This window comes from Martinezella lusitana (assembly GCF_014207095.1).
Taxonomy (GTDB): Bacteria; Pseudomonadota; Alphaproteobacteria; order Rhizobiales; family Rhizobiaceae; genus Rhizobium; species Rhizobium lusitanum_B.
Genome location: NZ_JACHBG010000002.1, coordinates 573,250 through 587,803, shown reverse-complemented (window position 1 = coordinate 587,803; position 14,554 = coordinate 573,250). Strand labels below are relative to the sequence as shown.

Below are 14,554 nucleotides of genomic sequence, written 5' to 3'. Positions count from 1 at the left end.
ACATTCGATCATTCGACCCGGCCGCAATAGACGTCCAGCGCGGCAAGCGCCACCGTCGTTCCTGCGTCGGCAGTCGTAAATCCCGGCATGGCGATTGTCCTGCCGAGCTTGATCTCTTCCGGCAACGCGACCTTCACCGGTTTGCGGGAGAGATTGAAAACGAATAGCAACGTCTCGTCTCCCTTGGAGCGCGTGAAGGCGAGGACGTCTTCCTTGGTATCGAGGAAAACCATGTCGCCGTCGCGCAAAGCCGCATGCTCGGCGCGGAAGGCGAGCGTCTTCCGATAGTGGTTCAGCACGGAATCCGTGTCCGCCTCCTGCTTGTCGACCGCGAGCGCCGCATGCTGGTAGGGAACCGGCAGCCATGACTTGTCGGCGGTCGTAAAGCCCGCGTGAGCGCGGCTCCCCTCCCAAGGCATGGGCGTGCGGCATCCATCCCGCCCCTTGAACGCCGGCCAGAAGCGAATGCCGTAGGGGTCGCGCAGATCCTCGAAGGCGAGCTCCGCTTCCGGCAGTCCAAGTTCCTCGCCCTGATACAGGCAAATCGAACCGCGTAACGTCGATAGCAGCGAAATTGCAAGCTTTGCGACACGCGGCCGTTCTTCCTCCGTCTCGGCAAAACGGCTGACATGACGCTGCACGTCATGGTTGGAAAAGGCCCAGCAGACCCAGCCGTCGACGACATTGTCCTGGAAGTCGCCAACGCAGCGGCGGAAGTGTGCCGGTGTAAAATCGGGGCCAAGCAAGTCGAAAGTATAGCACATATGCAGCTTGTCGCCGCCGCTGGTATAGGCTGCTACCGTCTGCAGCGAACGGGCGCCATCACCCACCTCGCCAACCGTCGCGCGATCCTCGTATTGATCAAGCAACACCCTGAAACGCTTGAGGAAAGCGATATTCTCGGGCTGCGTCTTGTCGTAGAGATGGTTCTGCATTCCATAGGGATTGCTTTCGGGCGCATCGAGGCCACCGGTGGAGACGAGCGCCGGCGGATTATCCCGCAGTTGCTTGTCGCAGAAATAATAATTCACCGTATCAAGCCGGAAGCCGTCGACGCCGCGATCGAGCCAGAACTTCACCGCAGCCAGCACGGCATCCTGAACCTCCTGATTGTGGAAATTCAGGTCAGGCTGCGAGATCAGGAAATTGTGCTGGTAATATTGCCGGCGCACGCCATCCCACTCCCAACCGGGACCGCCGAAGATCGACAACCAATTGTTCGGCGCCGTGCCGTCCGGCTTCGGATCGGCCCAGACATACCAGTCCGCCTTCGGATTGTTACGGCTCGTCCGGCTTTCGACGAACCAGGGATGCTGGTCCGAGGTGTGTGAGATGACCTGATCGATGATGACCTTCAGCCCCAGTTCGTGCGCTGCCGACATCATCTCATCGAAATCGGCAAGCGTGCCGAAAATCGGATCGACGTCGCAATAGTCGGCGACATCATAGCCCATATCGGCCATCGGCGAGGTAAAGAATGGCGCCAGCCAGATCGCGTCGACCCCGAGTGCGGCAATGTGAGGCAGACGCCGGGTAATCCCTTTGATGTCGCCAAGCCCGTTGGCATCCGTATCCTGAAACGACCGCGGATAGACCTGATAGATCACCGCACCGCGCCACCAATCGGCTCCTGCCGCCTGCTTCGTCGATTTCATCAAACCGCCTCGATATCGCACAAGGCTTTCCAGTTTGCACACTCGGACGCAGGCAGCAAGCCGCAATCGGCCGGGCACGCGAATGCTACTAGGAGGACGTGTAAATTCGGACTATCAATTTTAGAGATTTATCAACACGGAAGTTCGCACGGACATCAACTCCGTCTCTTTTGGGCTTGAAAGCGACGCGGCTTCGGATAACTTCGCCACTGACCTGCACGTACAGGTCACCTGTGGGATCAAAAATACCCCTGAAAAATCAGGGATAATAACTCCAAAAAGGTGGGAAAAACGTATGACTCATTTCGCCAGGAAATTTCTAGCGACAGCTTTCGTCAGCACGATGTTGAGCTTCTCCGCACATGCCGCGACCCTCAATATCCACAACGGCGGCGACACGACTTCGCTCGATCCGCAAAAACTTTCCGGCGACTGGGAAAATCGTATCGCTGGCGATATTTTCGAAGGGCTGGTGACCGAGGATCCCAAGGACAATCCCGTTCCAGGCCAGGCTGCAAGCTGGACCGTTTCTCCAGACCAGAAAGTCTATACGTTTAAGCTGCGCGACGGCATCAAATGGTCCGACGGCCAGCCGGTGACGGCGCAGGACTTCGTCTTTGCCTTCCAGCGCCTGATGGATCCGAAGACCGCTGCTCAATACGCCTATCTGCAATACACGATCAGGAACGCGGAAAAGATCAACAAGGGCGAAATCAAGGATCTGAACGAGCTCGGCGTCAAAGCGATCGACGACAAGACACTGGAAATCACGCTTGAGAGCCCTACGCCTTATTTCCTCAACGCCTTGATGCACTACACGGCCTATCCGCTGCCGAAGCATGTCGTCGATGCCAAAGGCGACCAGTGGGTCAAAATAGGTAACATCGTTACCAACGGTCCATATAAGCCCGTCGAATGGGTGCCCGGTTCACACGTCACCACTGTCAAGAACGATCAGTTCCACGACGCCAAGGACGTAAAGATCGACAAGGTCAATTTCTACACGCTGGAAGATCAGTCCGCTGCCCTCAAGCGCTATCGCGCAGGCGAATTCGATATTCTGACGGATTTCCCCGCGGACCAATTCGACTGGATCCAGAAGAACCTTCCCGGTCAGGCGCACGTGGTTCCGTTCCTTGCGACCTATTATTACGTCATGAACGCCAGCAAGCCGCCTTTCAACGATAAACGCGTCCGCCAGGCTCTCTCCATGGCCGTCAACCGCGAGGTCATCGGCCCGAAGATCCTCGGCACCGGCGAATTGCCGATGTATTCGTGGGTACCGCCGGGCACGGCCAACTACGGCGAACCGGCTTATCTGAGCTGGAAGGACGAGCCCTATAAGCAGAAGGTCGAAGACGCGAAGAAACTGCTGAAGGACGCTGGTTTCGGCCCTGATCACCCGCTGAAGGCGCAGCTCCGCTACAACACCAACGACAACCACAAACGCGTCGCCGTCGCGATTGCTGCGATGTGGAAGCCGCTCGGCGTCGATGTTGAGCTCTACAACACCGAAACCAAGGTGCATTACGATGGATTGAAGCGCGGTGAAGTGGAAATCGGCCGCGCCGGCTGGATTGCCGACTACAACGACCCGATCAACTTCCTCAGCCTGCTGTCTACTGGCGTCGATATGAACTACGGCCGCTGGAGCAACAAGGATTACGATGCCTTGATCAATCAGGGCAACGAAGAAACCGATCTCAAGAAGCGCGCCGAGATCTACAAGAAGGCCGAACAGCTCGCCCTCGACGACAGCGCCGCTATCCCGATCTACTATTACGTTTCCAAGAACATCGTCGCCTCGAAGGTCCAGGGCTTCGTCGATAATATTCAGGACATCCACCGTACGCGCTGGCTGTCGATCAAAGAATAATTGGGAACAGCCTCCCTCCCGGACAAAACCGGGAGGGAGGCGTCTAAGATCATGTTTGGCTATGCTCTCCGTCGTCTGCTGTCGACAATCCCCGTAATGTGGATTGCCGTGACAGTATGCTTTTTCATTTTGCGTCTCGCTCCCGGCGGCCCCTTCGATGGCGAAAGGCCATTGCCGCCGGAAGTCAAAGCCAACCTCGCTGCTCACTACAACCTCGATAAGCCCCTGGTTGAGCAATACCTGATCTATGTCGGCGATGTCATGAAGGGCGACCTTGGCCCCTCGTTCGCCAATCAGGATTTCACCGTCACCCAACAGATCATGTCCGGCTTCCCCTATACACTGACCATCGGCGGCTCTGCCTTCGTGCTCGCAACCGTCGTCGGCGTATTCATAGGCTGTCTCGGGGCGCTTTATCAGAATCGCGCGGCCGACTATTGGCTGGGCGGCGGCCTCCTCATCGGTCTTGTCATGCCGAGCTTCCTGATCGCCCCGATCCTTCAGCTCGTCTTCGGCAATTCGCTCGGCTGGCTGCCGGTCGGTGGCTGGGGCGATGGTTCGATCAAGTTCCTGATCCTGCCCATCATCGTTCTGACGCTGCCGCATGCGGCACGCATCTCGCGTCTGATGCGCGGCTCGATGATCGAAGTGATGGGGCAGAACTTCATCCGCACCGCAAAGGCGAAGGGTATCGGCCCACGACTGACGGTCATGCGTCACGCCTTGAAGCCAGCTATGATGCCCGTCGTCTCCTATCTCGGACCGGCGGCAAGCTATCTGCTCACCGGCTCGCTGGTGGTCGAAAGCATCTTCGGTCTTCCCGGCGTCGGCCGCTACTTCGTCGGAGCGGCGCTGAACCGCGACTACGGCATGGTTCTCGGCACGGTCATCTTCTACATGGTGCTGATCGTGGTCCTCAACCTACTGGTCGACATCGCCTATGCCTGGCTCGACCCGAAAGTGAGAATGCGATGATCCTCAATTCCGCCAAGAGAGAATTGCTGGAAGCGGAATTGCTTTCAGCGGAGGGGCTCGCACCCAAAGGGCGCTCCCTCACCGGCGATGCAATGCGTCGCCTCCTGCGCAACAAGGCGGCGGCGCTTTCGCTCGTCGTGCTGGCAGTCCTGGTGCTGATCGCCATATTCGGCCCATATTTCCTGCCCTACAACTATGAGGATCCAGACTGGAATTCGTTCCGAGGCGCTCCGGATTTCGCCGCCGGTCACTACTTCGGCACCGACGGCAACGGCCGCGACCTGCTGTCACGCACGCTCTACGGCACGCGTGTCTCGCTCACCGTCGCGCTCGTGGCAACGCTCGTCTCGGTGGTCATCGGCGTGCTGTATGGCGCTGTCGCAGGCTATTTCGGCGGTCGCATCGATGCCATCATGATGCGTTTCGTCGACATCATGTACGCCCTACCCTACGTCCTCTTCGTCATCCTGCTGATGGTGATCTTCGGCCGTAACGTCTATCTGCTCTTCGCAGCGATCGGCGCGCTCGAATGGCTGACCATGGCGCGTATCGTCCGCGGTCAGACGCTATCGATCAAGCAGCGGGAATTCATCGAAGCGGCACGGGCCTCCGGACAAAGATCGTTCAAGATCATCCTCAAGCACATCGTGCCGAACCTCGTCGGTCCGGTCGTCATCTATGCGACACTGACCGTCCCGGAAATCATCGCGACGGAAAGCTTCCTCTCCTATCTGGGCTTCGGCGTTCAGGAGCCGCTGACATCGCTCGGCACGCTGATTGCCGACGGTTCTGCCGGCATGGAGACGACGCCCTGGCTGCTGCTCTTCCCTGCCGGATTCCTGGTCGCGCTCCTGATGAGCCTGCTCTTCATCGGCGACGGCCTGCGCGACGCTTTCGACCCGAAGGATCGCTGACATGACAGACACCCTTCTCGAACTCAAAGACTACTCCATCACCTTCCGCACGCCGGAAGGAGAAGTCGCCGCCGTCTCGAAGATAAACCTGAAGGTCGGCCGCGGCGAGCGCATCGCCATCGTCGGCGAATCCGGTTCCGGCAAGAGCCAGACCTTTCTCGGCCTGATGGGCCTGCTCGCCAAGAACGGCCGCACCAGCGGCCAGGCACTGCTTGACGGCAAGGACCTGCTGACGCTGAAACCGCGCGAACTCGACCATGTGCGCGGCAAGGACATGGCCATGGTCTTCCAGGATCCCATGACCGCACTCAATCCGTCCCTGCGCATCTCGCGGCAGTTAACGGAACAGCTTGAGGTTCATGGCGGCTTGACGGCGCGCGCAGCATCTGCTGCGGCGCTGGACATGCTGAAGCGCGTCGGCATTCCTGACCCGACGCGCCGCTTCAACCTCTATCCGCACGAGCTTTCGGGCGGCATGCGCCAGCGCATCGTCATCGCCATGGCGCTGCTAACCAAGCCAAAGCTCCTCATCGCCGACGAACCGACGACGGCGCTCGACGTGACGATCCAGGCGCAAATTCTGGATCTTTTCAACGAGTTGACGGCGGAAATGCATACGGCACTTGTCATGATTACCCATGACCTCGGTGTCGTCGCCGGCCTCGCCGACCGCGTTGCCGTCATGTATGCCGGCCGCATCGTCGAAGAAGCCCCGGTCGAGGAACTGTTCGAGGATCCGGCGCACCCCTACACGGCGGCGCTTCATGCCTCGATCCCCCGCCCCGACCAGGATGTCGACGATCTCGCCGTCATCCCCGGACGACCGCCGAACCTGATGCATCTGCCGCGCGGCTGTGCCTTCTCGCCGCGCTGCGCCCATGTGGAAGACGACTGCATCGACGCAGCACCGCCGCTCGACCGGCTCGGAGCTCAGCGTTGCGCCGCCTGCTTCCATCCCCTTACGGCTAATCAGCAACGGAGCCTCGTCCATGGCTGAACAAACGCTTCTGAAGGTCGAACACCTGACCACCGAATTCGAGTTGCCGTCGAAATCCTTCTTCAGGCCATCATTGGTTCTGACTGCGGTCAACGATGTCAGTTTCGAGTTGAAGACCGGCCGCACGCTCGGCATCGTCGGCGAGTCCGGTTGCGGCAAGTCGACGCTCGGCCGCTCCATTCTGCGGCTGATCAAGGCACAGAAGGGCCGCATCATGTGGCAGGGTAGCAACCTGCTCGATCTCACCGAAGAAGAGATGCGCGCCGCGCGCCGCGACATGCAGATCATCTTTCAGGATCCCATCGCCTCGCTCGATCCGCGCATGACCGTGGGCGATATCATCGCCGAGCCGCTGACAGTGTTCGAGCCGAAGCTGACGAAAGCTCAGCGGCAGGATCGCGTCCGTGAGATCATGGCGGCCGTCGGCCTCGTACCAGAGATGATCAACCGCTATCCGCACGAATTCTCGGGCGGCCAGGCGCAGCGCATCGGCATTGCGCGAGCCGTCATCACCCGGCCAAAGCTCATTATCTGCGACGAGCCGGTCTCGGCCCTCGACGTCTCGATCCAGGGTCAGGTCATCACGCTTCTGCGCCGCCTGCGCAAGGAGTTCGGCCTGACGCTGATCTTCATCAGCCACGACCTCTCGGTGGTGCGCCTGATCTCGGACGACGTGCTGGTGCTCTATCTCGGCAAGGTGGTGGAGGCCGGTGATGCAGCCACCGTCTTCGATCATCCGGCCCATCCCTATACCCAGGCGTTGTTCTCCGCCGCGCCGATTCCGGATCCGAGATTGGCACGCGCCCGGGAGCGCATCCGGCTGCAGGGAGATCCGCCGTCGCCGCTCAACCCGCCATCGGGTTGCGTCTTCTCGCCGCGCTGTTGGAAGGCCACGGATATCTGCCGCACGAAGATGCCGCCGACGCAACAGGTGCGCGCAGGTCAGACGGCGGCCTGCTATCATATGGACAGGCCGTAGACCAATTCCGGGAAAACCGCGCGATCGCTTTCCCGGAATTGCTGAAAACAACGAGACGGAGCGGCTCGGGGAATCCGTGAGACAATGAACCGCTCCGGAACTTCATGAGGTGGGCAACGACAGTCGTCGCCCACCTTGCCCGAGCGGCCGCTTGCGCGTATGCAGCAGCAAGGTAAAGTGCAGGAGGAAGACTTGGGCGGACGTTTTCTATCGATCGGCGAATGCATGGTGGAGCTGTCGCAGGCTGATGACGGCCACTTGCGCAAAGGTTTTGCCGGCGACACCTTCAATACCGCCTGGTACGCCCGCGCCTGCTTGCCTGCGGACTGGTCGATCGACTATTTCACCGCTCTTGGCGACGACGCCATGTCCGACGAGATGGCCGCCTTCATGGGCTCGGCAGGCATCGGCACCGCCAATATCCGCAGGCTTCGTGGCAAGACGCCCGGCCTCTACATGATCAACCTGAAGGACGGAGAACGCTCCTTCAGTTACTGGCGCGACAGTTCCGCAGCCCGCCAGCTCGCAGCCGATGGCGACGCGTTGCGCGCAGCGATCGAAGCCTCGGACGTGCTTTATTTCTCGGGCATCACTCTGGCGATCCTGCCACGTGAAGACGCCTATACGCTGCTTGCCGAGCTTCGCCGCGCCAAGGCGATCGGCAAGGTCGTTGCCTTCGACCCCAATCTGCGCCCGCGCCTCTGGTCGAGCCTCGATGCCATGCATACGCTGATCGCCGATGGTGCTCGCGCTTCGACCCTTGTCATGCCAAGCTTCGACGACGAAGCCGCCCATTTCGGTGATGATTCCATCTCCAGCACCATTCGCCGCTACCACCAGTACGGGGCCAATATGGTCGTGGTCAAGAATGGGCCGGAAGGTGCGACGATCGGCTCCGACGCGGAAGAAACGCTGGTTCCGGCCGTCAAGGTCGGCAAGGTCATCGACACCACCAGCGCCGGCGACAGCTTCAACGGCGGATTTCTCGCCCATTATCTGCAACATGGCGACCCCATCGCCGCAGCAGCCTTTGCGGCCGAAATCGCGGCGAAAGTCATTCAGGAATATGGCGCCCTGGTCTCGCCAAAGAAGCTGAAGATCGCCTGATCGGCACTGTAATATTTCCATCATGGACGCCGCCCACAATAGGGCGGGCGCGGGAATCATGTTTGAAGCACCGCAATCACCAGAGCCGGATTATTTAGGTCTGCTCGACCTAAAATCTGAATCCGCTCTGGAATCAAACAAATAGAGCATGATGTCGTCCGAAATGTCCTCACACGTTTCGGACGACATCATGCTCTAGCACCGTCATCATGAGGATACGGTGCGGATGGGCTGTTTTGGGCATGTTGCAACGCTTGTCGGACATCGAAGACAATATCTGGGCTCAGGCCGCGACACCTGTCGCGATACCGGAACGGCTGCTCATCGTCAGCGACGCGTGGCATCCGCAGGTCAACGGTGTCGTTCGCTCGATCGAAAACACCAATCGCGAGCTGATCCGCCGCGGCGTTGAAGTGTCCATGATCACGCCGGACGGCTTCCGCAATATTCCCTGCCCGACCTATCCGGAGATTCGGCTTTCGATCGCCTCATACGGCAAGGTGGCATCGAAGATCGAGGCAGCGAATCCGACTTATATCCATATCGCCACGGAAGGCCCTCTTGGGCTTACCGCGCGCCGTTGGTGCATCCGCAACGGCATGCCTTTTTCGACCAGCTACCACACGCGCTTTCCCGAATATGTCGCAGCGCGCCTGCCCATACCGGAAAGCTGGCTCTATGCCTTCGTGAAATGGTTTCATAATGCCGGCTATGGCTGCATGGTGGCGACACCGAGCCTCGCCGACGAGCTCAAGCAGCGCGGCATTCGCAATCTACTCTCGTGGAGCCGTGGGATCGATTCCCACCTCTTCCGGCCCTATCCATTGGAAAACAATCCCTTCGGCCTGCCGCGTCCGATCTTCATGACCGTCGGTCGCGTGGCGCTTGAAAAGAACCTGCCGGCCTTTCTTGACCTCGATCTCCCGGGATCGAAGGTCGTCGTCGGCGATGGTCCGGCGCGGGCCGAGCTGCAGAAGCTCTATCCGGACGTGCATTTTCTGGGCGCAAAATTCGGCGAGGAGCTGGCACACGCCTATTCCCAGGCCGACGTCTTCGTCTTTCCATCCAAGACCGATACGTTCGGCAACGCCATCCTTGAGGCGTTGGCGAGCGGCGTCCCCGTTGCCGCCTATCCCGTCACCGGCCCTGCCGATATTCTAGCTGGGAACGGCAAAGCCGGCGTCGTGGACCGGGATCTGGCGAAAGCCTGTCTTGCCGCACTCGCCTGCTCCCGCGAAGCAGCACGCACCGTCGCTCTCAACTATTCTTGGGAAGCGGCCACCACGCAATTCATCGGCAACGTCCGCGTCGCCAACCATCGTGGCCGCAAGCAGAGCCGGGCGCTCACCCTTTAGCGCCATTCCCTCACATTGAATTTTCGACGCCCGACTCCAATTATCAAACGGTGCCTGCATGTGCCGCGACCGAAGCAGGCCGCCCTGGCGCGAAGTCTCAATGGCGTAATCCACGCCAAGCTGGCGGTCACTTCGAAACGACTCTTCACGAATGACAAGAAACCCGTAGCCGTTTTGCGCGTTAAGGTGTACGATTATTTATCGCACGATTTAGAAAATCCCTACGGAGTACTGGAAATGGCGGACGACCCGCTGAAATTGGACACCTTCATCTGCTTCGCGCTCTATTCGGCGAACCATGCGATGAATCGCCTGTATAAGCCCATGCTCGATGCACTGAACCTCACCTACCCGCAATATCTCGTCATGGTCACACTGTGGGAAGAGGACGGACAGACCGTTGGTGGCATCGGTGAGAAGCTGTTTCTCGAGTCGAGCACGCTGACGCCGTTGCTGAAGCGCCTGGAAGCCGCGGGCTTCATCCAGCGCATCCGCAGCAAGGACGATGAGCGCCAAGTCGTGATCCATCTGACCAGCGAAGGTACTGCCCTGAAGAAGAAGGCGGCCAGCATCCCGGCCTGCATCCTCGATGCCTCGGAACATTCCGTTGACGATTTGACGCGATTGAAAGTCGAGATCACCGCATTGCGCGAGGCGCTGAGCAAGAACGCGGCCTGATAAGCCGCGCTCCTGGCAGAACAAGCGGATCAGGTCCGCTTCTTCTTGTTTTCGTACGGATTTTCCGACGACCGGAAATGAATACGGATAGGCACGCCCGGCATGGCGAAATCCGCGCGCAGGCCGTTGATCAGGTAACGCACATATGAATCCGGCAGCGCATCGGAGCGCGTGCACGAAATCATGAAGGCCGGAGGCCGCGCCTTCACCTGTGTCATATATTTCAGCTTGATGCGGCGACCGGAAACCGCCGGTGGCGGATGCTGAACCTGCTGTGTCTCGAGCCAACGATTGAGGCGCGCAGTCGATACACGCTTGTTCCAGACCTTGTCGGTATCGACGATCGCCTGCATCAGACGATCAAGTCCCTCGCCCGTCTGTCCGGCAATCGGGATGGCGCGGATACCGCGGGCCTGCGGCAGCAGCCGGTCGGTCTTTTCGCGCAGGTCGGCAAGCACCGCCTGACGATCCTCGATCATGTCCCACTTGTTGAAGGCAAGCACGGCGGCACGGCCTTCGCGGATCACGAGATCGACGATCTGCAGATCCTGCTTTTCGAAAGGAATGGTCGCGTCGAAGACGATAACGACGGTTTCGGCAAAGCGAATGGCACGCAGCGTGTCGGCAACGGAGAGCTTTTCGAGCTTCTCCGTGACCTTCGCCTTGCGGCGCATCCCGGCGGTGTCGAACATCTTCACGGTGCGGCCACGCCAGCTCCAGTCGACGGAGATGGAATCGCGGGTAATGCCAGCTTCCGGACCGGTCAGCAGCCTATCCTCACCGAGAAAGCGATTGATCAGCGTCGACTTGCCGGCATTCGGGCGGCCGACGATGGCGACGCGCAGCGGGCGCGTATCGTCATAGGCGGGCTCTTCGTCGATCTCTTCACCATCTTCACCGACAGCCGGACGCGGAATGGAAACATTCGTTTCCGCTTCGTCATCTGCTTCCGGGAAGGCACGCTCGTGGCCGAGGGCCTCGACGATCGCGTCGCGCAAGTCCATCATGCCCTGGCCATGCTCGGCAGAGATCGGGCAAGGATCGCCCAAGCCCAGCGTAAACGCATCATAAAAGCCGCTGTCGGAACCGCGCGCCTCGGATTTATTGGCAACGAGCACGACCGGCCGGCCGCGCTTGCGCAGCATCTCGGCCAGCGTCTTGTCCACATGGGTCAAGCCCATCTTGGCATCGACGACGAATAGCGTCAGATCGGCTTCATCGATCGCCGCTTCCGTCTGGGCACGCATGCGGCCCTGAAGCGATTCATCCTGCGCCTCCTCGAGGCCGGCCGTGTCGACGATGCGGAAGCGCAGATCGATCAGCTTGGCATCGCCAGGACGACGATCACGCGTCACGCCCGGCGTATCGTCGACAAGCGCCAGCTTCTTGCCAACCAGGCGGTTGAAAAGGGTGGACTTGCCGACATTCGGGCGACCGACGATCGCAACCGTGAAACTCATTTAACGATCCGTCCTTCAGCCTTTTGCGACCGGTGCCTTACCGGTTGCCGTGATGAGATCGAGCATCATCTGCGCGCGATTGGCGACATTGCGCGGGCTCTGCGGATCATCGACGATCGCCTGGAACCACTGCCGCGCCTTGGCAAAATCGCCAGCCTTGTAGGCGGCGAGGCCCAGAACGTCGCGCGCCGAATGACGGAAAGCGTCGGCGGGTACAGCAAGTTCCTGCACTTCGGCAGCGACCTGATCATACGTGCCGGTTTCGACGAGCAAGTAGGCAGCACGCAGGCGGGCGGCATTGCGAACAACGGCCGGGATATCGGTCTGCTTGCCGACGGCTGAGAAGACGGCGATGGCACCAGCCTTGTCACCCTTCTGCGCCTGCAGCGTCGCTGCGCGCAGACGAGCAAGCAACGGATAGGAACCCGGGCCGGTCTTTTCGATGTTGGTGAGCGCCGCAAGCGCATCATCCGTCTTGCCCTGATCGGCCAATGTCAAAGCGGCAAGGAACTGATCGCCGCCGCTGCCGGCCTGGTTGCCGGACCAGTAACGGTAGCCGCTATAGGCTGCAGTGCCGAGAACGATGAGCACCGCTCCGGCGATGATGAGCCGGCCAAAACGGCGCCATACGAACCGCAACTGGTCCGAACGCAGTTCCTCGTTCACCTCGCGGATGAAGCTATCGTCATTAAATGCCATTCTCGTCTCCGGCCCAGGCCAAATAAATCTCAAAAAGCTTAGGGGTTAGTCGGGCCTTCTACTCCATTTTGCGGCCGTTGTAAGGGGGAATGGCAGAAATCGTCACATAACGAGCGGCGAAACCCCGATAATCCACGCATGAAGCTTCCAGATGATCAGTCCCCAGGCTACGACGCCGAGGATGATCGCATAAAGATCATATGTGGCCGAGACGAACGGACGCCGGCTGATTTCGCCGGCACGCTCGCGCCGCTTCAGCGAAATGCGCAGGATGACGCCCCAGGCGAGAAACGCGGCAAAGAGCAAAATGGCAGCGCCATCGCCATTCGAGAGAAGATGCGCAAGCGCCCAGATCTTCACCGAAAGCACCATCGGATGCTTGGTTTTGGTCGCGATATGCCCCGCCGGAAGCAGCGAGGCCGCCAGACAGATCATCGCAAACAGCATCAGCAGGACGGTGATGTGGCTCATCCAGGATGGCGGCGACCAGATCGGCGTCATGTCGCGCGCCTGGCCGAAGCCGTAGATCAGCACGATCAGCGCGACGATACTTGCGATGGAATAGGCGATCTTCCAGCCGCCCTCTCCGAGGCTAGCGATCAGCGAGGCGCGCAGGCCGGGAGCGACAACGCGGATCAAATGAATGCCGAGAAAAAGAACAATGCCGAGAATAAGCAATGCCATGGATGAAATCCCTTCGGTTTTGTCGGAACATCCTTACCGACATCGATAAAAAATTGCCAGCATCACCGCAGCTTCGCCGCATTTGCACGAAAGGAAGGATGCGACCCGGAGCATGCCGTCCCAGGTCGATGGTTGATCTTTGGCAAGGCATGCTCGATCAAGCAATGTCGGTGCCCATGTTACGTTTAGCCTCCTGCCTCTCTCTTGCGTTTTCCCTCGCCCTGCCGGCTGTCGCCCAGGCTGACGGAAAGCCCAAGCAGCTCGTGATGATTTCCTTCGACGGCGCTCACGACAATGCGCTCTGGACGAAGAGCCGCGAGATCGCCTCGCGCAACGGCGCACATTTCACCTATTTTCTCTCCTGCACCTTCCTGATGAACAAGGCGCAGGCCAAGGCTTACCAGGGGCCTAAGCAGCGCGTTGGCAAATCCAATGTCGGCTTTGCCAAGAGCGAGGACGATGTGCGCACCCGCATCGCCAACATCTGGGATGCCCATCAGGAAGGCCACGACATCTCAAGCCATGCCTGCGGCCATTTCGACGGTAAGGGCTGGAGTGCTGCCGACTGGAAGCAGGAGTTCATGAGTGCTCGCGTCGCCCTTCGCGACGCCTGGAAGAATGTCGGCCTCGCCGACAAGGAACCGCAGGGCTGGGAAGATTTCGCCACGCACGATGTCAAAGGCTTCCGTGCCCCCTATCTCTCCACCAGCGACGGCCTGATGCCGGCGGAAAAAGAGGCGGGCTTCCAGTATGATGCAAGCCTGGTGACCAAAGGCCCTGCCCTGCCGCAGGTGGGCGACGGCATCTATCGCTTCGGCCTGCCGCTCATCCCCGAAGGGCCTGAAAACCGCGTGGTGATCGGCATGGATTATAATCTCTATGTCCGGCACTCCAAGGGCGCCGAAGACAAGGCGAACGCCAAGATCTATGAGGACCGCACCTTCGAAGCTTTCGAAGCCGCCTTCAACAAACAATATGACGGCGATCGCATCCCTCTTCAGCTCGGCTTCCACTTCGTCGAGATGAACGACGGCGCATATTGGCGTGCGCTCGACCGCTTCGTCAGCGATGTCTGCCACAAGCAGGATGTCGCCTGCGTCAGCTATTCCGAAGCCATCCCGCTGATCGCAGCCCGAGGCAAGTCGCAGCAGGGGTGAGGAACGCTCGGGCAAAGC

13 protein-coding genes are annotated in these 14,554 nt (G+C 59.8%); 9 read left to right on the top strand and 4 right to left on the bottom strand.

Features of this window, described 5'->3' with window-relative positions; translation table 11 throughout:
- Positions 1-8 precede the first annotated feature (8 nt).
- The gene (locus tag GGD46_RS07380; protein WP_184703072.1) at positions 9-1,655 is read right to left on the bottom strand and encodes an alpha-glucosidase family protein; all 1,647 of its coding nucleotides are present in this window, start codon (positions 1,653-1,655) and stop codon (positions 9-11) included.
- A gap of 295 nt (positions 1,656-1,950) precedes the next feature.
- Between GGD46_RS07380 and GGD46_RS07375 the strand changes: the two genes are divergently transcribed.
- The 8 genes from GGD46_RS07375 (at position 1,951) to GGD46_RS07340 (ending at position 10,536) form a co-directional block, all read left to right on the top strand.
- On the top strand, positions 1,951-3,531 hold the full coding sequence (locus GGD46_RS07375; RefSeq protein WP_184703071.1) for a peptide ABC transporter substrate-binding protein: 1,581 nt from the start codon (positions 1,951-1,953) through the stop codon (positions 3,529-3,531).
- Between the two features lie 51 nt (positions 3,532-3,582).
- Complete coding sequence (locus GGD46_RS07370) at positions 3,583-4,506, top strand: ABC transporter permease subunit (protein ID WP_184703070.1); 924 nt, start codon at positions 3,583-3,585, stop codon at positions 4,504-4,506.
- Positions 4,503-5,420, top strand: coding sequence for an ABC transporter permease (locus GGD46_RS07365; RefSeq protein WP_184703069.1), 918 nt, complete (start codon positions 4,503-4,505; stop codon positions 5,418-5,420). Before GGD46_RS07370 ends, GGD46_RS07365 begins: the two co-directional genes overlap by 4 nt.
- A gap of 1 nt (position 5,421) precedes the next feature.
- Positions 5,422-6,417 carry an ABC transporter ATP-binding protein gene (locus GGD46_RS07360; RefSeq protein WP_184703068.1) on the top strand — a complete coding sequence of 332 codons (996 nt, stop codon included), beginning with the start codon at positions 5,422-5,424 and terminating at the stop codon, positions 6,415-6,417.
- Entirely contained in the window at positions 6,410-7,396 is a 987-nt protein-coding gene (locus GGD46_RS07355; protein WP_184703067.1) for an ABC transporter ATP-binding protein, read from the top strand. Before GGD46_RS07360 ends, GGD46_RS07355 begins: the two co-directional genes overlap by 8 nt.
- Before the next feature lie 192 nt (positions 7,397-7,588).
- Positions 7,589-8,503, top strand: coding sequence for a sugar kinase (locus tag GGD46_RS07350; protein ID WP_184703066.1), 915 nt, complete (start codon positions 7,589-7,591; stop codon positions 8,501-8,503).
- Positions 8,504-8,745: 242 nt separating this feature from the next.
- Complete coding sequence (locus tag GGD46_RS07345; protein ID WP_184703065.1) at positions 8,746-9,858, top strand: glycosyltransferase family 4 protein; 1,113 nt, start codon at positions 8,746-8,748, stop codon at positions 9,856-9,858.
- Positions 9,859-10,095: 237 nt separating this feature from the next.
- Positions 10,096-10,536, top strand: a complete 441-nt coding sequence (locus GGD46_RS07340; protein ID WP_184703238.1) for a MarR family winged helix-turn-helix transcriptional regulator — start codon at positions 10,096-10,098, stop codon at positions 10,534-10,536.
- A 29-nt stretch (positions 10,537-10,565) separates the two neighbouring features.
- Here GGD46_RS07340 and der read toward each other — a convergent pair whose 3' ends face one another.
- The 3 genes from der to GGD46_RS07325 all read right to left on the bottom strand — a co-directional run bounded on the left by der (position 10,566) and on the right by GGD46_RS07325 (position 13,379).
- Positions 10,566-11,996 carry a ribosome biogenesis GTPase Der gene (gene der / locus GGD46_RS07335; RefSeq protein WP_184703064.1) on the bottom strand — a complete coding sequence of 477 codons (1,431 nt, stop codon included), beginning with the start codon at positions 11,994-11,996 and terminating at the stop codon, positions 10,566-10,568.
- Between the two features lie 15 nt (positions 11,997-12,011).
- Entirely contained in the window at positions 12,012-12,695 is a 684-nt protein-coding gene (locus tag GGD46_RS07330; RefSeq protein WP_184703063.1) for a tetratricopeptide repeat protein, read from the bottom strand.
- 102 nt (positions 12,696-12,797) lie between these two features.
- Positions 12,798-13,379 carry an NnrU family protein gene (locus tag GGD46_RS07325; protein ID WP_184703062.1) on the bottom strand — a complete coding sequence of 194 codons (582 nt, stop codon included), beginning with the start codon at positions 13,377-13,379 and terminating at the stop codon, positions 12,798-12,800.
- Between the two features lie 176 nt (positions 13,380-13,555).
- On the opposite strand from GGD46_RS07325, the gene GGD46_RS07320 reads away from it, so the two are divergent.
- Positions 13,556-14,536 (top strand): polysaccharide deacetylase, encoded by a 981-nt coding sequence (locus GGD46_RS07320; RefSeq protein ID WP_184703061.1) that lies wholly within the window; start codon positions 13,556-13,558, stop codon positions 14,534-14,536.
- Positions 14,537-14,554: the final 18 nt, after the last annotated feature.